The sequence below is a fragment of the Streptomyces sp. NPDC107471 genome, from assembly GCF_055582845.1.
Window position 1 is genome coordinate 451,472 of the sequence record NZ_JBVJPC010000009.1, and the last position, 18,415, is coordinate 469,886.

Sequence of the window (18,415 nt, forward strand, 5' to 3'; positions counted from 1 at the left end):
GGCATTCCACCCAAAGCCGTCTCCGTGGTGCCGCCGTAGGTCCGGGGCCGCTCACTCCCAGCGCGCGGTGTCCGTCCCCCACGGCACGGGCGGCCGGCGCCAGTCCACCGGGCCACCCTCGAAGGAGACCGGCGGCAGCGCGTACCGCAGCAGTCCGAGCGCGCTGTCCGTCTCCGCCAGCCATGGCCCGGGACCGTCGTAGGGACCGTCCTCGGCGTCCTCCGCGACCACACCCGTGCCGACCATGCCGTCCACGCCGTCCGTGCTCTCCACGCCGTCCGTCAGCCACTGGGCCGTCCGCGCGAGCGCCAGCCGCACGAGACGGCTCCCGCCGTCGTACGACTGCTCGTGCAGGGCCCGCAGCACGGCTGCCGCGAGCAGATAGCCCGTCCCGTGGTCGAGGGCCTGCGCGGGCAGTGCGCCCGGCCGCTCCGCCGACCCCTCCAGCACCGCGATCCCGGTGGCCGCCTGCACGAGGCTGTCGAAGCCCCGCCGCGTACGCCAGGGCCCGTAGGTGCCCCACGCCGACAACTGGGCGACGACCACGCCGGGCCGCCGTTCCGCCAGGGCCTCGGCGGACAGTCCGAAGCGGTCCAGCGCGCCCGGGCGGTACCCGGTGACGACCACGTCCGCCGCCGCGAGCAGCTCCTCGAAGGTCTGCCGGTCGGTGGCCAGGTCGAGCGTCGCCGAGCGCTTCCCGAGACCGGTGTCGGCGTGCTGGTCCGGCAGTTCGGGGAGCTCAGGCGCGTCCAGGCGCAGGACGTCCGCGCCGAGCAGGGCGAGCGTGCGGGTGGCGACCGGGCCCGCGAGCACCCGTGTCAGGTCCAGGACGCGCAGACCGGCGGCCGGCAGCAGGGGAGAGGGGCCGACAGCGGGGAACGCACGCACGCGTGCCGAGTCCAGCCGCCCTCGCTCGACCAGGGGCCGTGTCGCCACCTCGGCCGCCTGCGGATGTGCGGCCCACTGTGCGGGGGAGCGCAGGGCGACGGCGAGTCCCCCGGCCGCGTACACGGCCTCCTCGACGTCCAGGGCGGACCGCTCGGCCAGCGCCGCCCCGACGGCCGCCGTGTCGTCCGGCACGCCCAGCGCGTCGAGCAGTCGGGCCCGGTGGTGCGGGTAGTTGGCGTGTGTCCGCACCCACCCGTCCGCAGTCCGCCAGAACCGGGACAGCGGTGCGAAGCCGACCGGAGCGCGGCCGTCGATCAACAGGTGACGCTCGCTCCGGAAGGCGGTGGCGACCGCCCCGTCGTCCACGCGCACCGACGGCACCTCGGCGAGCCCGGCCCGTCGCGCCCCGAGTGCGGCGGCGGCGCGTGCGCACTCGCCCACGCAGGCTCGCGCCAGGTGCAGCACGGGAAGGCGCCCCTGAAGAACGCCGTCCCGCGCTACCAACTTGATTCCAGTCATGACTGCACTATGCAGTATTGACCGAATCAATACATGGACGACCCTTGATCGTCCTGAAGCCCTACTTCGTCACCGCGTCCAGTGCGTCCACCGTGCCCCAGCCGTAGAAGCCGTTGCGGTTCTTGGAGCCCTCGCAGACCGCGTCGACCTTGCCGTCGCCGTTGATGTCGTAGGGGTCCGTGCACGGCGTGGCGTCGGCCTCCGCGTACAGCAGCGCCTTCACCAGGGCCGGCGGGGCGTACGGGTGCGTCGACTTGATCAGGGCGGCCACGGCCGCGGCGTGCGGCGAGGCCATCGACGTACCGGCCATGTAGCCCCACTTGCCGCCGGGCAGCGTGCCCAGGATCAGACCGCTGGTCGCGGGCGGCGCGGGTGTCTGGTAGGCCGTCGAGTCGCCGCCGGGCGCGGCGACGTCGATGACGCCCAGGCCGTAGTTGGAGAAGGACGACTTGATGCCCTTGGCGCCGGTCGCCGCGACGGTCACCACGCCCGGGAGCTGGGTCGGTATGTCGAAGCACTCCGACGGGTCGATCACCCGGTCCGAGGGCGTGCCGTCGTTCGGCGAGACCGGGTCGGTGATCTCGTCGGACGCGAGGTCGTAGTTCTCGTTGCCGGCCGCGGCGACGTTGACCACGCCCCGCTTCTCCGCGTACCGCGAGGCCCGGGTGACCGCGTCCACGAGGGCCTTCTGGTCCGGGTCGTCGGTGCAGTTGAAGTACCACGGGTCGGTGTAATAGCTGTTGTTGGTGACGTCGACGCCGTGCGTGGCCGCCCACATGAAGCCGCAGACCACGGCCTCCGTGTAGAAGTAGCCGGCGGTGGTCGACACCTTGATGCCCGCGACCTTCACCCCGGGCGCCACACCCGTCATGCCGACGCCGTTCTTGGCGGCCGCGATCTCACCGGCCACGTGCGTGCCGTGCGGGCTCTCCTCGGCGCTCGGCCGCCACGCCCCGTCGGTGGTGTCCGGCTTGCCCGTCACGCAGTTGACCGAGGCGGCCCGGTCGAAGTTCGGCGCCAGGTCCGGGTGGGTGTCGTCGACGCCGGTGTCGATGACGGCGACGGTCACCTTGCTGCTGCCGAGCGACTTCTCGTGCGCCTTGTCCGCCTTGATGGCGGGCAGGTCCCACTGCAGGGACTCCAGGGGGTCCTGGCCGGCGTCGGCGGCGGCCTGCGCGGCGGACATCTGCGCCGAGCTGAGCGCCTTCGGCGTCCCCTCGTCGGTCGTCGACTGCGCGGGCAGCGGCGCGTTGCGCGTGTTGCCCGCCGACTCGACGCCGCGGACCTTGCGGATCGTCTTCGCGAAGTCGGGGTTCGACGAGTGGACGACGATCACGCCGATCTGGTCGTACGACGTCACGATCGTGCCGCCGGCCCTCGCGATGGCCTTCTTCACCTGGGCGGAAGGACCGTGCCCGGGACGGACGTTGACGACGTAGCTGAGCGCCGTCCCGTCCGTGGCGGTGGCGGCGAGGACGTCGCTGACGGCACCGGCGGAGGTGCCGGACAGGCCGGTCGCGGACGCCGTGGCGCCCGGCAGGAACGCCATGGCCGTGGCGATGGCCATGCCGAGCGGGATCGCGATCGTGCGCCGGTAGCGCGAGTGAGCCCCAGTCATGATGAGAATCTCTCCAGTTCGTTCTCGGTACAAGCGGTCCGTGCGGGTGGTGCCGGGTCGGGCGAAGTGTCGGAGCGGGCGGGTCACTTGACCGCGCGCAGCGCGTTGACGATGCCGAAGCCGTAGAACCCGTTGGCCCGGGTGCCGCCCTCGCACACCGCGTCCTGCGTGCCGTCGCCGTCCTGGTCGTACGAGGCCGGGCAGCTCGTGGCGTCGGCCTGCGCCTTCAGCAGCGCCTGCAACTGCGCCGGGCTCGCCTTGGGGTGCGTCGACTTCAGCAGCGCGGCGACGCCCGCGGCGTGCGGCGAGGCCATCGAGGTGCCCTGAAGGAAGCCGTACTCGCCGTTCGGCAGGGTCGACAGGATGCGGCCGTTCTGCGAGGGCGTGTCCGGGATCTGGTAGAGCCGGTCACCGCCCGGGGCGGCGACGTCGATGACGCCCTTGCCGTAGGAGGAGTAGTACGACTTGAGGTTCTTGACGCCCGTCGCGCTGACCGTGACGACACCCGGGAGCTGCGTCGGCACGTCGAAGCACTCGTGCGGGTCGACGGTCCGCGGCACCGGGGTCGAGTCGTCGGGGCTCGAGTCGTCGACGAGGGCGTCGGAGTCCAGGTCGTCGTTGGAGTTGCCCGCCGACGCCAGGCTGAGCGTGCCCTTCTTCTGGGCGTACAACTGCGCCCTGTTGACCGCGTCAACAATGGCCCGCTGATCTGGATCGTCCATGCAGTTGTACAGCCACGGATCAACGTAGTAGCTGTTGTTCGTGATCTCGACGCCGTGGTCGGCCGCGAACACGAACGCGCAGACGACGCTCTCGGGGTAGAAGAGGCCGTTGTTCCGGTCGGTCACATTGATGGCCGACACCTTGACGCCGGGCGCGACCCCGGCCACGCCGATGCCGTTGCGGGCCGCGGCGATCTCACCGGCCACATGGGTGCCGTGGTAGTCGTCCGCGGTGTACGGCCGCCAGGCGCCCGCGCTGGTGTCCGGGACACCGCCGTCGCAGTTCGCCGACTGCGAGGCGGAGAAGTTCGGCGCGATGTCCGGGTGGGTGTCGTCGACGCCGGTGTCGATCACGGCGACGGTCACCCTGCGGCTGCCCGGGTTGATCTTGGCGGCCTTGTCGGCGCCTATCGCCCGCAGGTCCCACTGGTCCGCCTCGAGGGGCTCGCTGTCCGGCGCGGCGGCCGAGGCCTTGGCGACCTGCGCGGCCTGCGCGTCCGACAGGACCTGGACCGCGCCCTCCTCCGTCGAGCCCGCGGGGGCCAGCGGAGCGGTGCGGGTGGCGCCGGCCGACTGCACCCCGCGCACCTTGCGGATCTTCTGGGCGAAGTCCGGGGCGGAGGAGTGGACGACGATCACGCCGATCCTCTCGTACGCGATCACGGCGGTGCCGCCGGCCGTCGGTATCGCCTTCTTCACCGCGGCGATCGTGCGGTGGTCCACCTTGGTGTTGACGACGTACGACAGGTTCGTCGCGTCCGCCGCCCGCGCCGAGGCCGGTGCGGAGGTCGCGGCCGAGGCAGCCGCGGGCACGAAGCCCAGCGAGGCCGTCAGGGACAGCGCGACGGGCACGGCGAGCGCCAGGCTGCGTCTCGAACGTCTGGAACGCGGCTGGGACATGGGGTCTCCACATCATCCGGAAACGAAACCGGCCCGAGACACAGGTGTCGCTCGGGCAGGTACATGACGGGGTGGTGCAGGCCGAAGCTATCTCCCGCAGTCGCTGGCCAGCAATGACTTCCCCAAGGTGAGTTCGGAAAGAAGCAAAGTGCGTTGAACCGCCGCCAGCGCGGCGCCGTGACCTTGAACAGGGAACGCGAGGACACTCGCCCCCGATCCCCGTCACAACCGCACCCGCACCACGAGGAGAGTCCGTGGCCACCGACGCACCGCCACCCTCGAAAGAGACGCACCAACTCCCCACCACCGAGCAGTTCACCGAGGTGCAGGAGAGCGCGGAGTTCGGTGAACTGCGCCGCTCCTACCGCTCCTTCGCCTTTCCGCTGACGGTCGGCTTCATCGCCTGGTACCTGCTGTACGTCCTGCTGTCCAACTACGCGGGCGACTTCATGGGCACCAAGCTCTTCGGCAACATCAACGTGGCCCTCGTCCTGGGCCTCGCGCAGTTCCTGACCACGTTCCTCATCGCCTGGTGGTACTCGCGCGTGGCCGCCGCCAAGTTCGACCCCAAGGCCGAGGCGATCAAGTCCCGGATGGAGGGCGGCGCATGAGCCCCGCGATCACTTTGGCGGCCGGCGAGGCCAGCGAGCACCGGCCGCTGATCATCAGCCTGTTCGCGGTCTTCGTCGTCGCGACCCTGGTCATCACGGTCTGGGCCGGACGCCAGACCAAGGACGCCTCCGACTTCTACGCGGGCGGACGGCAGTTCACGGGTTTCCAGAACGGCCTCGCCGTCTCCGGCGACTACATGTCCGCCGCGTCCTTCCTCGGCATCGCGGGCGCCATCGCCCTCTTCGGCTACGACGGCTTCCTCTACTCGGTGGGCTTCCTGGTCGCCTGGCTCGTCGCCCTGCTCCTGGTCGCCGAACCGCTGCGCAACTCCGGCCGCTACACGATGGGTGACGTCCTCGCGTACCGGATGCGCCAGCGCCCGGTCCGTACCGCGGCCGGCACCTCCACCATCGTCGTCTCGATCTTCTACCTGCTGGCCCAGATGGCGGGCGCGGGCGTCCTGGTCTCGCTGCTGCTCGGCATCACCAGCGACGCCGGCAAGATCGGCGTCGTCGCCCTGGTCGGCGTCCTGATGATCGTGTACGTCACCATCGGCGGCATGAAGGGCACCACCTGGGTCCAGATGGTCAAGGCCGTCCTCCTGATCGCGGGCGCCCTGCTGCTGACCTTCCTGGTGCTGCTGAAGTTCGACTTCAACCTCTCCGACCTGCTGGGCTCCGCCGCCGACAACAGCGGCAAGGGCGCGGCCTTCCTGGAGCCGGGCCTGAAGTACGGCGCCACGGGCACCACCAAGCTGGACTTCATCTCGCTCGGCATCGCCCTGGTCCTCGGCACCGCCGGTCTGCCGCACATCCTGATCCGCTTCTACACGGTGCCCACCGCCAAGGCCGCCCGTAAGTCGGTCATCTGGGCCATCGGCCTCATCGGCGCCTTCTACCTGATGACCCTCGCCCTCGGCTTCGGCGCGGCGGCCCTCATCAAGCCGGACGAGATCATCGCCTCCAACAAGGCGGGCAACACCGCGGCGCCCCTGCTGGCACTGCATCTGGGCGGCGTCGACTCCAACTGGGGCGCGATCCTGCTGGCCACCATCTCGGCGGTCGCCTTCGCCACCATCCTCGCGGTCGTGGCCGGCCTGACCCTGGCCTCGTCGTCGTCCTTCGCGCACGACATCTACGCCAACGTCATCAAGCGCGGTCAGGCCACCGAGAAGCAGGAGATGAGCGCGGCCCGCTGGGCCACCGTCGGCATCGGCGCGGTCTCCATCCTGCTGGGCGCCCTCGCCCGTGACCTGAACGTCGCCGGCCTCGTCGCCCTCGCCTTCGCGGTCGCCGCCTCGGCGAACCTGCCGACGATCATCTACAGCCTCTTCTGGAAGCGGTTCACCACCTCCGGAGCCCTGTGGTCGATCTACGGCGGCCTCGTCACCGCGGTCGGCCTGGTGCTGTTCTCGCCGGTCGTCTCCGGCAAGCCCACCTCGATGTTCCCGGACGTCGACTTCCACTGGTTCCCGCTGGAGAACCCGGGCCTCATCTCGATCCCGGTCGGTTTCCTGCTCGGCATCATCGGCACCTACCTCTCCAAGGAGGAGCCCGACAAGGGCAAGTACGCGGAGCTGGAGGTCCGGTCCCTGACCGGCACCGGCGCCCACTGACCCACCCCTTCGGAGCGGCCGCCTCGTAGATCCCTACGACGCGGCCGCTTCGTACGTCGTGGGATCGGGCACTGTCGTTGTCAGAGACGTCACGTAGGCTCTCAAGTGACGGAAACCGATGGACTCGGCACTGATCCGCGACGAGGGAGGGGGCCCACGTGCTCATCGACACCTATGGCCGGGTCGCCACCGACCTGCGCGTCTCGCTGACCGACCGCTGCAACCTGCGGTGCACGTACTGCATGCCGGAAGAGGGCCTGCAGTGGCTGGCCAAGCCCGATCTGCTCACCGACGACGAGATCGTCCGCCTGATCGACATCGCCGTCACCTCCCTCGGCATCGAGGAGGTCCGCTTCACCGGTGGTGAGCCCCTGCTGCGCCCCGGTCTCGTCGGCATCGTCGAGCGCGTCGCGGCCCTGGACCCGCGCCCCCAGATGTCCCTCACCACCAACGGCATCGGCCTCAAGCGCACGGCGAAGGCCCTGAAGGCGGCCGGCCTGGACCGGGTCAACGTCTCGCTGGACACCCTGCGTCCCGACGTCTTCAAGACCCTCACCCGCCGGGACCGCCACCAGGACGTCCTGGACGGCCTGGACGCCGCGCGCGAGGCGGGCCTGACCCCGGTCAAGGTCAACTCCGTCCTGATGCCCGGGCTCAACGACGACGAGGCCCCCGACCTCCTCGCCTGGGCGGTGGAGCACGACTACGAACTGCGCTTCATCGAGCAGATGCCCCTGGACGCCCAGCACGGCTGGAAGCGCGACGGCATGATCACCGCGGGGGACATCCTGACCTCCCTGCGCACCCGCTTCGACCTCACCGAGGAAGGGGCGGAGAAGCGCGGATCGGCCCCCGCGGAGCGCTGGATCGTCGACGGCGGCCCCCATGTGGTGGGCGTCATCGCCTCGGTCACCCGGCCCTTCTGCGCGGCCTGCGACCGCACCCGCCTCACGGCCGACGGCCAGATACGCACCTGCCTGTTCGCCCGCGAGGAGACGGACCTGCGGGCGGCCCTGCGCTCCGACGCCGGCGACGAGGAGGTCGCCCGGATCTGGCGCGAGGCGATGTGGGGCAAGAAGGCCGGCGCGGGCCTCGACGACCCGACGTTCGTCCAGCCGGACCGGCCGATGTCCGCGATCGGCGGCTAGGCCCCTTCGGGCGCCCGCCACTCCTCGAACCTCACGACGTCCTTGAGGAAGCCCCGCACCCCGAGGAACTGCGACAGGTGCTCGCGGTGCTCCTCACAGGCCAGCCACGTCTTCCGGCGCTCCGGCGTGTGGATCTTCGGGTTGTTCCACGCGAGCACCCACACGGCGTCGACGCGGCAGCCCTTCGCGGAGCAGATCGGGGTCTCGTCACTCACGGATTTCGTCTCACAAGCGAGGTGGAAAAGGCGACGCCGAGCAGCCACGGGGGGAGCTGCCCGGCGTCGGTCTGTCGCTCCGACGGGGGATGCGGAGCGCGTACGAAGTATGTCACGGGTGACCCTTGGCCCGGCACTGGAACAACATGATTGATCTGAGCTTTTCTTGAGCTTGATGCCGGGAACACCTGTCATGTCCGCTCGCGCGGTTCCCCCCGGACGCCCGACGCGGCACCGCCCGTGCCGCCCTCCGGCGCGGGTTCCGCGGCCTCGTCCTCGGCCCGCGGCGGCATGATCATCGGCCGGACCGGGACGGTCACGAAGGTCGACGGCAGCGAGGGCGCGTTCTCCCGCCCCGCGTTGGCGATGACGACGGCGATGTAGGGCAGAACCGCCCCCAGCACCAGCGCCACGATCGCGACGTGCCGTTCGACGTTCCACAGCGTGGCCGCGAGCACCACCGACAGCGTACGGACCGTCATCGAGATGACGTACCGGCGCTGACGTCCACGCACGTCCTCCTGGAGGCTCGTCCGGGCTCCGGTGATCCGGAACACCTGGGCGCCGCCGCCGGCATGCTGCTTCCGCATCACATTCCACCATCCGCCCGCATCGGACTTCTCCGGCCCCGCATCCGCTCCGCGCCCGGTGGAAGCACCGGGCCGGGACAGCTTCCACGGTACGCCGCGCCTGCGCCGCCTACGAGACCGGGGCACCTCCCACCGGGGCCGGCCACCTCACCCCCGGCACGTACAGCCGTACCCGACATGCGGCGTAGTGCGAACGGACCGACACTGGCCGTAATGCTCACGTAGAGCCGTACGAGGAGGCAGCCATGGGCTGGTTGTGGGCGATCATCGTGGGATTCGTGCTGGGCCTCATCGCGAAGGCGATCATCCCCGGCAAGCAGCACAGTCCCCTCTGGCTGACGACCATCTTCGGCATGCTCGGCGCCATCGCCGGCAACGCCATGGCGCGCGGGTTCGGCGTGGACGAGACCCCCGGCATCGACTGGAGCCGACACGTCTTCCAGCTCATCGCCGCGATCATCATCGTCGCCGTCGGCGACATGCTCTACATGGCGACCCTGGGCAAGCGGAAACGGCGGATCTGACAGCCGTACGACGAAGGGGGCGCCCTCCGTGAGGAGAGCGCCCCCTTCCGACGTGCCAGGAGACTACGCGGACGCGACCTCGACCGCGGCCAGGTTCTTCTTGCCCCGGCGCAGCACCAGCCAGCGACCGTGCAGCAGGTCCGCCTCGGCGGGCACCGCGTCCTCGGCCGCGACCTTGACGTTGTTCACGTAGGCCCCGCCCTCCTTCACCGTGCGCCGCGCGGCCGACTTGCTGGCCACGAGCCCGACCTCGGCGAACAGGTCCACCACGGCACCGAGCTCGGCGACCCGGATGTGCGGCACCTCCGAGAGCGCCGCCGTCAGCGTCCGCTCGTCGAGACCCGCCAGCTCGCCCTGCCCGAAGAGAGCCTTCGAAGCGGCGATCACCGCGGCCGTCTGGTCGGCGCCGTGCACCAGCGTCGTCAGCTCCTCCGCCAGCGCCCGCTGCGCGGCCCGGGCCTGCGGCCGCTCCTCGGTCTGCTTCTCCAGCTCCTCCAGCTCCGCACGGGACCGGAAGGACAGGATGCGCAGGTACGTCGAGATGTCCCGGTCGTCCACGTTCAGCCAGAACTGGTAGAACGCGTACGGTGTCGTCATCTCCGGGTCGAGCCAGACGGCGCCGCCCTCGGTCTTGCCGAACTTGGTGCCGTCCGCCTTGACCATCAGCGGTGTCGCCAGGCAGTGCACCGAGGCGTCGGGCTCCAGCCGGTGGATCAGGTCGAGCCCCGCGGTGAGGTTGCCCCACTGGTCGCTGCCGCCCTGCTGGAGCGTGCAGCCGTAGCGCCGGTACAGCTCCAGGAAGTCCATGCCCTGCAGGAGCTGGTAGCTGAACTCCGTGTAGCTGATGCCCTCCTGGGACTCCAGCCGGCGCGCGACCGAGTCCTTGGTGAGCATCTTGTTGACGCGGAAGTGCTTGCCGATGTCCCGCAGGAACTCGATGGCCGACATCCCGGCCGTCCAGTCCAGGTTGTTCACCATCACCGCGGCGTTCTCGCCCTCGAAGGACAGGAACGGCTCGATCTGCGCGCGCAGCCGGCTCACCCAGTTCGCGACCGTCTCCGGGTCGTTCAGCGTGCGCTCGGCCGTGGGGCGCGGGTCGCCGATCTGGCCGGTCGCCCCACCCACCAGCGCCAGCGGGCGCAGGCCCGCCTGCTGGAGCCGGCGCATGGTGAGGACCTGCACCAGGTGCCCGACGTGCAGGCTGGCCGCGGTGGGGTCGAAACCGCAATAGAACGTGACGGGACCGTCCGCGAGCGCCTTGCGCAAAGCGTCCTCGTCAGTGGACAGGGCCCACAGCCCCCGCCACTTCAGCTCGTCGACGATGTCCGTCACGGTTCTCGTATCTCCTCGAAAGGTCCTCGGGCAGTCGGGTGACTGTCGGCTACGAGGTTATACGCCCTGGCTGACAGAACTCATATTGAAATCCGGCACCCGCAGCGCCGGCATCGCGGCCCTGGTGAAGTAGTCGCTCCACTCCCGCGGCAGCGTCTTCTCGGTCCGCCCCGCCTCCGTGGCCCGCCCCAGCAGACCGACCGGCGACTCGTTGAACCGGAAGTTGTTGACCTCGCCGGTGACCTCGCCGTTCTCGACCAGGTACACCCCGTCCCGGGTCAGCCCGGTCAGCAGCAGCGTGGCCGGGTCGACCTCGCGGATGTACCAGAGGCAGGTCAGCAGCAGCCCGCGCGTGGTGTTCGCGACCATCTCCTCCAGGGAGATGTCCTGGCCGCCGTCGAGGACGAGGTTGCCGGCCGCCGGCGCGACGGGCAGCCCCGTCAACCCCGCGCTGTGCCGCGTGGTCAGCAGGTGGGCGAGCTCCCCCTCCCGGACCCAGTCGGTGGCGGCGACCGGCAGACCGTTGTCGAACACCGACTGGTCCCCTCCGGAGGAGTGCGCGACCACGAAGGGCGCCGACTCAAGACCCGGCTCGTGCGGGTCGCTGCGCAGGGTCAGCGGCAGCTCGCTCAGCCTCTCGCCGACGCGGGTGCCACCGCCCGGCTTGGAGAACACCGTCCGCCCCTCGGCCGCGTCCCGGCCCGACGCCGACCACAACTGGTAGATCAGCAGGTCCGCCACGGCGGTCGGCGGCAGCAGCGTCTCGTACCGCCCCGCGGGCAGCCCGACCCGCCGCTCGGCCCATCCCAGGCGTACGGCGAGCTCGGCGTCCAGCGCCGCCGGGTCGACGTCCTTGAAGTCCCGAGTGGAGCGGCCGGCCCAGGCCGAGCGGGTCCGGTCCGGCGACTTGGCGTTCAGCTCCAGGGTGCCGTTGGGCTGGTCGTGGCGCAGCCGCAGCCCCGTGGAGGTGCCCAGGTACGTCGACACGAGCTCGTGGTTGGCGAAGCCGTACAGTTCCCGGCCGCCCGCACGCGCGCGTGCGAAGGACTCGCCTAGCGCCGGCGCGAAGTCGGCGAAGACGGCCGAGGAGGTCTCGGCGGGCGCGTCCGTGAAGTCCGGGGACTCCGGTACGCCCGTGACCAGCGGCTGGGCGTCCTCGGCGGGCCCGGCACCGCGCGCGGCGGCCTCCGCGGCCCGCACCAGCGGCTCCAGCTCGTCCGCGGTGACCGCGGACCGGGAGACCACCCCGGTGGCGGTGCCCTCCTTGCCGTCGACGGTCGCGACGACGGTGAGGGTGCGCCCGCGCGTGACGCCGTTCGTGGTGAGCGCGTTGCCCGCCCAGCGCAGGTTGGCGGTCGACTGCTCGTCGGCGATCACGACACAGCCGTCCGCCCGCGACAGCGCGAGGGCCCGCTCGACGATCTCGTGCGGCTTGTGGGTGCGGGCGCTCATCGACCGGCCTCCTGCGTGGTGTTCAGAATGTTGACGCCCTTGAAGAGGGCCGACGGGCAGCCGTGCGACACGGCCGCGACCTGCCCCGGCTGGGCCTTGCCGCAGTTGAAGGCGCCCCCGAGGACGTAGGTCTGCGGGCCGCCCACCGCGGCCATCGAGCCCCAGAAGTCGGTGGTGGTGGCCTGGTAGGCGACGTCCCGCAACTGCCCGGTGATCCGCCCGTTCTCGATCCTGAAGAACCGCTGGCCGGTGAACTGGAAGTTGTAGCGCTGCATGTCGATCGACCAGGACCGGTCCCCGACGACATAGATGCCGCGGTCCACGCTGCCGACGAGGTCCTCCGTCGACATGCCCGCCGGGTCCGGCTGGAGCGACACGTTGGCCATGCGCTGCACCGGGACGTGGGCGGGGGAGTCGGCGTAGGCGCAGCCGTTGGACCGCTCGAACCCGGTCAGTCTCGCGATCCGCCGGTCGAGCTGGTAGCCGACCAGGGTGCCGTCCTTCACCAGGTCCCAGGACTGGCCCGCGACGCCCTCGTCGTCGTAGCCGATGGTCGCGAGGCCGTGCTCGGCGGTGCGGTCACCGGTGACGTTCATCAGCTCGGAGCCGTAGCGCAGCTTGCCCAACTGGTCGAAGGTGGCGAAGGAGGTGCCGGCGTAGGCGGCCTCGTAGCCGAGCGCCCGGTCCAGTTCGGTGGCGTGTCCGATGGACTCGTGGATGGTCAGCCAGAGGTTGGACGGGTCGACGACGAGGTCGTACAGGCCGGCCTCGACGCTGGGCGCGCGCATCTTCTCGGCGAGCAGCTCGGGGATCTGCTCCAGCTCGCTCTCCCAGTCCCAGCCGGTGCCCGTGAGGTACTCCCAGCCGCGTCCGACCGGCGGCGCGACGGTCCGCATGGAGTCGAACTCGCCGCTGGACTCGTCGACCGACACGGCCGTCAGGGACGGGTGCAACCGGACCCGCTGCTGCGTGGTCACGGTGCCCGCGGTGTCGGCGTAGAACTTGTTCTCGTGCACGGTGAGCAGCGAGGCGTCGACGTGGTTGACGCCGTTCGCGCCCAGCAGCCGGGCGCTCCAGTCCGCGAGCAGCGCGGCCTTCTCCTCGTCGGGCACCGAGAACGGGTCGATCTCGTACGACGAGATCCACGTACGGTCGGAGTGCACCGGTTCGTCGGCCAGCTCCACCCGCTCGTCCGACCCGGCCGCGCGGATCACCTGGGCGGAGAGCTTCGCCATCGCCACGGCCTGCGAGGCGACCCTGGCGGCGGCGTCCATCGTCAGGTCCACGCCCGACGCGAAGCCCCAGGTGCCGCCGTGCACGACCCGCACCGCGTACCCGAGGTCGGTGGTGTCCGAGGACCCGGACGGCTTGGCGTCCCGCAGCCGCCAGGACGCGCTGCGCACCCGCTCGAACCGGAAGTCCGCGTGCTCGGCGCCGAGCGCACGCGCGCGTGCCAGCGCGGCGTCGGCGAGGGCGCGTAGCGGAAGCGCTGTGAAGGCTTCGTCGATGGTATGAGGCACCTGGGTCTCTTTCTGTTGGCATGTCGGCACGGGGGTGGGCGACGGTAGCCCCGATCATGTCGCGGCGACCCGTGTGCCGACCACACGTTTGTGCCCGCTGTCGGCATCTTTCTGTAGGGACCCGACAGCGAGTCCCGTAAGCCACTGTCGGTGCCCGAATGTCCCTCGGCGGGAGCGGCCCGATAGGTTTTCGGAGAAGCCGCCTGTCATCCAGGTGTTCGGGCGGGTGTGTCAGACCAATGGAAAGGGTGATCCGTTGAGCCGCTCGGTTCTCGTCACCGGAGGCAACCGGGGCATCGGCCTCGCCATCGCCCGCGCGTTCGCCGATGCCGGCGACAAGGTCGCCATCACGTACCGTTCGGGTGAGCCGCCGGCCGCCCTGACCGAATTGGGCTGCCTGGCCGTCAAGTGCGACATCACCGACACCGAGCAGGTGGAGCAGGCCTACAAGGAGATCGAGGCCCAGCACGGCCCGGTCGAGGTCCTGATCGCCAACGCCGGCATCACCAAGGACCAGCTCCTGATGCGCATGTCCGAGGAGGACTTCACCTCGGTCGTCGACACCAACCTCACCGGCACCTTCCGCGTGGTCAAGCGCGCCAACCGCGGCATGCTGCGCGCCAAGAAGGGCCGCGTCGTCCTGATCTCCTCGGTCGTCGGCCTCTACGGCGGCCCCGGCCAGGCCAACTACGCCGCCTCCAAGGCCGCCCTGGTCGGCTTCGCCCGCTCGCTCGCCCGTGAGCTGGGCTCGCGCAACATCACCTTCAACGTCGTCGCGCCCGGCTTCGTCGACACCGACATGACCAAGGTGCTCACCGACGAGCAGCGTGAGGGCATCGTGAAGCAGGTGCCGCTCGGTCGTTACGCGCAGCCCGAGGAGGTCGCCGCGACGGTGCGGTTCCTCGCCTCGGACGACGCCTCGTACATCACTGGAGCCGTCATCCCCGTTGACGGCGGACTGGGAATGGGTCACTGAACACCATGAGCGGAATTCTCGAGGGCAAGCGCGTCCTGATCACCGGTGTGCTGATGGAGTCCTCCATCGCCTTCCACGCCGCGAAGCTGGCCCAGGAGCAGGGCGCGGAGATCATCCTGACCGCGTTCCCGCGGCCCACGCTGACCGAGCGCATCGCCAGGAAGCTCCCCAAGCCCACCAAGGTCATCGAGCTCGACGTGACCAACGACGAGCACCTCGGCCGGCTGGCCGACGTCGTGGGCGAGGAGCTCGGCGGCCTCGACGGTGTCGTGCACTCGATCGGCTTCGCGCCCCAGGACGCGCTCGGCGGCAACTTCCTGAACACGCCGTTCGAGTCCGTGGCCACCGCCATGCACGTCTCGGCGTACTCCCTGAAGTCGCTCACCATGGCCTGCCTGCCGCTCATGCAGAACGGCGGCTCGGTCGTCGGCCTGACCTTCGACGCGCAGTACGCGTGGCCGCAGTACGACTGGATGGGCCCGGCGAAGGCCGCCCTGGAGGCCACCAGCCGCTACGTCGCGCGCGACCTCGGCAAGCAGAACATCCGCTGCAACCTGATCTCCGCGGGCCCGCTCGCCTCCATGGCCGCCAAGTCCATCCCGGGCTTCAGCGACCTGGCCGCGGTCTGGGACAACCGCTCCCCGCTGGAGTGGGACCTCAAGGACCCGGAGCCGGCCGGCAAGGGCATCGTCGCCCTGCTGAGCGACTGGTTCCCGAAGACCACGGGCGAGATCATCCACGTGGACGGCGGCCTGCACGCGATCGGCGCCTGACGCCGCGCCCTCCTCCCGGTGCCCGGGCCCGTGTCCTCGTCGACGCGGGCCCTCACCCGTTCGGCCCACCAGGTCGGGCGGCCACCGGCCACAACTGGGCACGCTGGATCACGCGTTCACCCGTGATTCCCTCCCCCGTACGGCCGAGGAGGTCCCCTTGTGCGCCTGTCCCGCAGCCTGGCCTCAGCGACCGCAGCCGTCTGTCTCGTGATGTCCCTGTCGTACGAAGCGATGTCGCACACACGCGTGGAGGAGCCCGGAGCCGCTCCCGCGGAGCTGTTCGGCGCCTCCTGCCGCAGCAGGATCACCGGCTCGCGGGTGACCACCTACTGCCACAACCCCTATCCGCGCACCGACGGCGTCCGTCTGCACATCGAGTGCGACCGCTGGTGGGACCTCGACACCGACGGCCCCGAGGTCGAGGCCGGGCCCGCGCAGACCGTGCGGCTGACCGGCCGGTGCTGGAAAGAGGTCCGCTCGGTGTGGGTCAGCCACCGGAAGCTGGCGCGCTGAACCGTCCCGGACGGCACAGGAACGGGTAGCCGGCCGCCTCCTCGGCGGCCGCCGTCGCATCACCCGCGCGGATCGCGTCCACGAGCCGGGTGTGGTCCATGTACGTCTCCGGCGTCAGCTCCTCGCCGACGTCCTCGCGCAGCCAGTCCCGCACCACCTCGCCGAGGTCCGCGTACATCTCGGTCATCACGTCGTTGTGCGAGGCGGCCATCACGGCCAGGTGGAACGTGGTGTCCGCCGTCACGAAGGCCTCCGCGTCACCCGACGCCCACGCCTCCTCGCGCCGCACCAGGAGCGCGTCGAGCTGCTTGAGGTCCTTCTCGGTACGCCGCTCGGCGGCCAGCCGTGCCGCGGACGACTCCAGGGTGGAGCGCAGCTCGGCGACGTGCCGGGGATCCGCGTCGGCGAACCTGCGGTGCATCACGCCGGCCAGCTCACTGGTGGCCACGACGTACGTCCCCGAGCCCTGGCGGATGTCCAGCAGGCCGTTGTGGGCGAGCGCGCGGACGGCCTCGCGGACGGTGTTGCGGGCCACCCCGAGCTGCTCGACCAGCTCCGGCTCGGTCGGGATCCGGGAGCCGACCGGCCACTCGCCCGAGGTGATCTGGTTGCGCAACGCGGCGATGACCTGCTCGGACAGCGCCGAACGGCGGGGATGGCTCAGGGGCATGGCACACCTTCGCACGGCCGGGACGACAGCGGGCGCCCCGGGAATGGACAACCAATCATCCCATGATTCTATGATGGGGGACATGGCAAGCGAGGAAACCCGGACCGTGAAGCCCGCGACGGCACGCCCTTCCGCGATCGCGGAGGGTTCCGCGCCCGGCCCGCAGGAGGGAGCCGCGGTGCCCGCCCCGCGCGCGTGGGCGGTGCGCCTGGTCGTCGTCGGCATCGTGCTGTCCGCCCTCAACCTCCGCCCCGCCATCACCAGTCTCGGCGCCCTCCTCGAAGAGGTGCGCGACGGACTCGGCATGAGCGGCAGCGTGGCCGGCCTGCTCACCTCGGTGCCCCCGTTGTGCTTCGCCGTCTTCGGCGTCATGGCCCCCCGCCTGGCCCGCCGCTTCGGCGCGGGCGCGGTGGTCTGCGCGGGCATGGTCGCCATCACCACAGGCCTGCTCATACGGCCGTACACGGGCTCCACCGCGGGCTTCCTGGCCGCCAGCGCCCTCGCCCTCATGGGCATCGCCGTCAGCAACGTCCTGATGCCGGTCATCGTCAAGCGCTGGTTCCCGGACCGGGTCGGCTCCATGACCGGCCTGTACTCGATGGCCCTGGCCCTCGGCACCTCCGCGGCGGCCGCCGTGACCGTCCCGGTGACCGAGGCGCTGGGCGGGAGCTGGCAGTCCGGGCTGACCGTGTGGGCGGTCCTCGCCGCGGCCGCCGTGGTGCCGTGGATCCCGCTCGTGCGCGACCGGGGGCCCGCGCCGGCGGAGCCGAAGGTGGTCCAGAACGTGCACACGCGCGTGGAGGGCGCCGGACCCGTCCGGCACGTGCACGCGCGCCAGGACCACGCCCCGCTGCGGATCACCCGCAGTCGGACCGCCTGGGCCCTCGCCGTCTTCTTCGGGCTCCAGGCCACCGCCGCCTACATCACCATGGGCTGGATGGCGCAGATCTTCCGGGACGCGGGCGTGCCCGCGGGCACCGCGGGGCTGCTGCTGGCCGTCACGATGGTGATGGGCGTCCCGCTCGCCTTCGTCATCCCGCGCGTGGCCACCCGGCTGCCGCACCAGGGCCCCATCGTCATCGCCCTCGGCGTCTGCGGTCTCGCCGGATACGCGGGCCTCTACCTCGCCCCCGCCTCCGGCGCCTGGGCCTGGGCCGTCCTGCTCGGCATCTCCAACTGCGCCTTCCCGCTCGCCCTCACCATGGTCGGGATGCGCGCCAAGACCGGCGCGGGCGTCGCCCAGCTCTCCGCGTTCGCGCAGAGCACCGGCTACCTGATCTCCATCCCGGGGCCGCTCCTGGTGGGCGTGCTCTACCAGCACAGCGGCGGCTGGGGCCTGCCCATCGCGCTCATGATCGGCCTGATGGTCCCGCAGATGGCCGTCGGCGTGCTCGCGGGCCGCGACCGTACGGTGGAGGAGGAGGCCGCCCGCTGAGGCGTCTCCGGGAGCCTCGGCAGGAGGGTCACCTCGGTGGCCTCGGCGTCTCGGCAGGAGAGCCACCCTGGTCGCCCCGGCAGGGGACCGGGGTGCGAGACTGGCCGTATGCCAGTGCTCGATCCGAACCCCCAGAACGGCCAGAAGAAGATGCTGCTGGTCTTCGGCTCGTTCTTCGCCATCTTCGTCGTCATCGCGATCATCGCCACGATCGCCTCGCCCTGACCCCGGTCACCCGCCCCCGGGCCCGACGCCGGGGCCGACGGGACGGGGCGGAGGGTGGGGTTAACCCCACATCCCCTAGGTCGTGTCCGCAAAGTGCCCGTGTCGTTGGTCTGTTCGTGGTGCGTCGTCATGAGCTGACTGATGAGTCGTGGGCGGTGATCGAGCCGT

At 70.9% G+C, this 18,415-nt stretch carries 18 protein-coding genes; 9 read left to right on the forward strand and 9 right to left on the reverse strand.

What is annotated here, in order from left to right; all coding sequences use genetic code 11:
* Positions 1-51 precede the first annotated feature (51 nt).
* The 3 genes from ACZ66S_RS30240 to ACZ66S_RS30250 all read right to left on the reverse strand — a co-directional run bounded on the left by ACZ66S_RS30240 (position 52) and on the right by ACZ66S_RS30250 (position 4,647).
* Positions 52-1,407: a CoA transferase gene (locus tag ACZ66S_RS30240; protein ID WP_469904709.1), complete on the reverse strand. Its 1,356-nt coding sequence runs from the start codon at positions 1,405-1,407 to the stop codon at positions 52-54.
* Positions 1,408-1,468: 61 nt separating this feature from the next.
* Entirely contained in the window at positions 1,469-3,025 is a 1,557-nt protein-coding gene (locus ACZ66S_RS30245; RefSeq protein WP_469904710.1) for a S8 family peptidase, read from the reverse strand.
* Positions 3,026-3,108: 83 nt separating this feature from the next.
* The gene (locus ACZ66S_RS30250) at positions 3,109-4,647 is read right to left on the reverse strand and encodes a S8 family serine peptidase (RefSeq protein WP_469904711.1); all 1,539 of its coding nucleotides are present in this window, start codon (positions 4,645-4,647) and stop codon (positions 3,109-3,111) included.
* A 254-nt stretch (positions 4,648-4,901) separates the two neighbouring features.
* On the opposite strand from ACZ66S_RS30250, the gene ACZ66S_RS30255 reads away from it, so the two are divergent.
* From ACZ66S_RS30255 to moaA, 3 genes are all read left to right on the forward strand, one after another.
* Entirely contained in the window at positions 4,902-5,258 is a 357-nt protein-coding gene (locus ACZ66S_RS30255) for a DUF485 domain-containing protein (protein WP_469904712.1), read from the forward strand.
* Positions 5,255-6,874: a solute symporter family protein gene (locus ACZ66S_RS30260; RefSeq protein WP_469904713.1), complete on the forward strand. Its 1,620-nt coding sequence runs from the start codon at positions 5,255-5,257 to the stop codon at positions 6,872-6,874. The genes ACZ66S_RS30255 and ACZ66S_RS30260 overlap by 4 nt, the downstream gene beginning before the upstream one ends.
* A gap of 158 nt (positions 6,875-7,032) precedes the next feature.
* Complete coding sequence (moaA, locus tag ACZ66S_RS30265) at positions 7,033-8,022, forward strand: GTP 3',8-cyclase MoaA (protein ID WP_469904714.1); 990 nt, start codon at positions 7,033-7,035, stop codon at positions 8,020-8,022.
* On the opposite strand, the gene ACZ66S_RS30270 is transcribed toward moaA, so the two are convergent.
* Positions 8,019-8,237, reverse strand: coding sequence for a hypothetical protein (locus ACZ66S_RS30270; protein ID WP_469904715.1), 219 nt, complete (start codon positions 8,235-8,237; stop codon positions 8,019-8,021). The two genes, moaA and ACZ66S_RS30270, sit on opposite strands and share 4 nt — an antisense overlap.
* A 191-nt stretch (positions 8,238-8,428) precedes the next feature.
* Positions 8,429-8,827 carry a DUF3099 domain-containing protein gene (locus ACZ66S_RS30275; protein ID WP_469904716.1) on the reverse strand — a complete coding sequence of 133 codons (399 nt, stop codon included), beginning with the start codon at positions 8,825-8,827 and terminating at the stop codon, positions 8,429-8,431.
* Between the two features lie 245 nt (positions 8,828-9,072).
* Here ACZ66S_RS30275 and ACZ66S_RS30280 point away from each other — a divergent pair, with 245 nt between their 5' ends.
* On the forward strand, positions 9,073-9,351 hold the full coding sequence (locus ACZ66S_RS30280) for a GlsB/YeaQ/YmgE family stress response membrane protein (protein WP_365465319.1): 279 nt from the start codon (positions 9,073-9,075) through the stop codon (positions 9,349-9,351).
* A 63-nt stretch (positions 9,352-9,414) separates the two neighbouring features.
* On the opposite strand, the gene tyrS is transcribed toward ACZ66S_RS30280, so the two are convergent.
* The 3 genes from tyrS to ACZ66S_RS30295 are packed head-to-tail and all read right to left on the reverse strand — an operon-like array spanning position 9,415 to position 13,655.
* Positions 9,415-10,683 carry a tyrosine--tRNA ligase gene (gene tyrS, locus ACZ66S_RS30285; protein WP_469904717.1) on the reverse strand — a complete coding sequence of 423 codons (1,269 nt, stop codon included), beginning with the start codon at positions 10,681-10,683 and terminating at the stop codon, positions 9,415-9,417.
* A 57-nt stretch (positions 10,684-10,740) separates the two neighbouring features.
* Positions 10,741-12,135, reverse strand: a complete 1,395-nt coding sequence (locus ACZ66S_RS30290) for a metallopeptidase TldD-related protein (protein WP_469904718.1) — start codon at positions 12,133-12,135, stop codon at positions 10,741-10,743.
* Positions 12,132-13,655, reverse strand: a complete 1,524-nt coding sequence (locus tag ACZ66S_RS30295) for a TldD/PmbA family protein (RefSeq protein WP_469904719.1) — start codon at positions 13,653-13,655, stop codon at positions 12,132-12,134. The genes ACZ66S_RS30290 and ACZ66S_RS30295 overlap by 4 nt, the downstream gene beginning before the upstream one ends.
* A gap of 256 nt (positions 13,656-13,911) precedes the next feature.
* Here ACZ66S_RS30295 and fabG point away from each other — a divergent pair, with 256 nt between their 5' ends.
* The 3 genes from fabG (at position 13,912) to ACZ66S_RS30310 (ending at position 15,917) form a co-directional block, all read left to right on the forward strand.
* The gene (gene fabG / locus ACZ66S_RS30300; RefSeq protein WP_469904720.1) at positions 13,912-14,631 is read left to right on the forward strand and encodes a 3-oxoacyl-[acyl-carrier-protein] reductase; all 720 of its coding nucleotides are present in this window, start codon (positions 13,912-13,914) and stop codon (positions 14,629-14,631) included.
* A 5-nt stretch (positions 14,632-14,636) separates the two neighbouring features.
* Positions 14,637-15,404, forward strand: a complete 768-nt coding sequence (fabI, locus tag ACZ66S_RS30305; protein ID WP_469904721.1) for an enoyl-ACP reductase FabI — start codon at positions 14,637-14,639, stop codon at positions 15,402-15,404.
* A gap of 159 nt (positions 15,405-15,563) precedes the next feature.
* Positions 15,564-15,917 (forward strand): hypothetical protein, encoded by a 354-nt coding sequence (locus ACZ66S_RS30310; protein ID WP_469904722.1) that lies wholly within the window; start codon positions 15,564-15,566, stop codon positions 15,915-15,917.
* On the opposite strand, the gene ACZ66S_RS30315 is transcribed toward ACZ66S_RS30310, so the two are convergent.
* The gene (locus ACZ66S_RS30315; protein ID WP_469904723.1) at positions 15,892-16,587 is read right to left on the reverse strand and encodes a FadR/GntR family transcriptional regulator; all 696 of its coding nucleotides are present in this window, start codon (positions 16,585-16,587) and stop codon (positions 15,892-15,894) included. The genes ACZ66S_RS30310 and ACZ66S_RS30315 overlap by 26 nt on opposite strands.
* 73 nt (positions 16,588-16,660) lie before the next feature.
* On the opposite strand from ACZ66S_RS30315, the gene ACZ66S_RS30320 reads away from it, so the two are divergent.
* Together ACZ66S_RS30320 and ACZ66S_RS30325 are read left to right on the forward strand one after the other, a co-directional pair.
* Positions 16,661-18,022, forward strand: a complete 1,362-nt coding sequence (locus ACZ66S_RS30320) for a CynX/NimT family MFS transporter (RefSeq protein WP_469904724.1) — start codon at positions 16,661-16,663, stop codon at positions 18,020-18,022.
* 108 nt (positions 18,023-18,130) lie between these two features.
* A complete protein-coding gene (locus tag ACZ66S_RS30325; protein ID WP_086724758.1) occupies positions 18,131-18,247 on the forward strand; it encodes an SGM_5486 family transporter-associated protein in 117 nt (38 codons plus the stop codon).
* Positions 18,248-18,415: the final 168 nt, after the last annotated feature.

Bases quoted from the DNA above. Each gene is read 5' to 3' on its own strand.
- ACZ66S_RS30240 (WP_469904709.1), bottom strand. From the start codon at position 1,407: ATGACTGGAATCAAGTTGGTAGCGCGGGACGGCGTTCTTCAGGGGCGC.
- ACZ66S_RS30245 (WP_469904710.1), bottom strand. From the start codon at position 3,025: ATGACTGGGGCTCACTCGCGCTACCGGCGCACGATCGCGATCCCGCTC.
- ACZ66S_RS30250 (WP_469904711.1), bottom strand. From the start codon at position 4,647: ATGTCCCAGCCGCGTTCCAGACGTTCGAGACGCAGCCTGGCGCTCGCC.
- ACZ66S_RS30260 (WP_469904713.1), top strand. From the start codon at position 5,255: ATGAGCCCCGCGATCACTTTGGCGGCCGGCGAGGCCAGCGAGCACCGG.
- ACZ66S_RS30275 (WP_469904716.1), bottom strand. From the start codon at position 8,827: ATGCGGAAGCAGCATGCCGGCGGCGGCGCCCAGGTGTTCCGGATCACC.
- ACZ66S_RS30280 (WP_365465319.1), top strand. From the start codon at position 9,073: ATGGGCTGGTTGTGGGCGATCATCGTGGGATTCGTGCTGGGCCTCATC.
- ACZ66S_RS30290 (WP_469904718.1), bottom strand. From the start codon at position 12,135: ATGAGCGCCCGCACCCACAAGCCGCACGAGATCGTCGAGCGGGCCCTC.
- fabI (WP_469904721.1), top strand. From the start codon at position 14,637: ATGAGCGGAATTCTCGAGGGCAAGCGCGTCCTGATCACCGGTGTGCTG.
- ACZ66S_RS30315 (WP_469904723.1), bottom strand. From the start codon at position 16,587: ATGCCCCTGAGCCATCCCCGCCGTTCGGCGCTGTCCGAGCAGGTCATC.
- ACZ66S_RS30320 (WP_469904724.1), top strand. From the start codon at position 16,661: ATGGGGGACATGGCAAGCGAGGAAACCCGGACCGTGAAGCCCGCGACG.
- ACZ66S_RS30325 (WP_086724758.1), top strand. From the start codon at position 18,131: ATGCCAGTGCTCGATCCGAACCCCCAGAACGGCCAGAAGAAGATGCTG.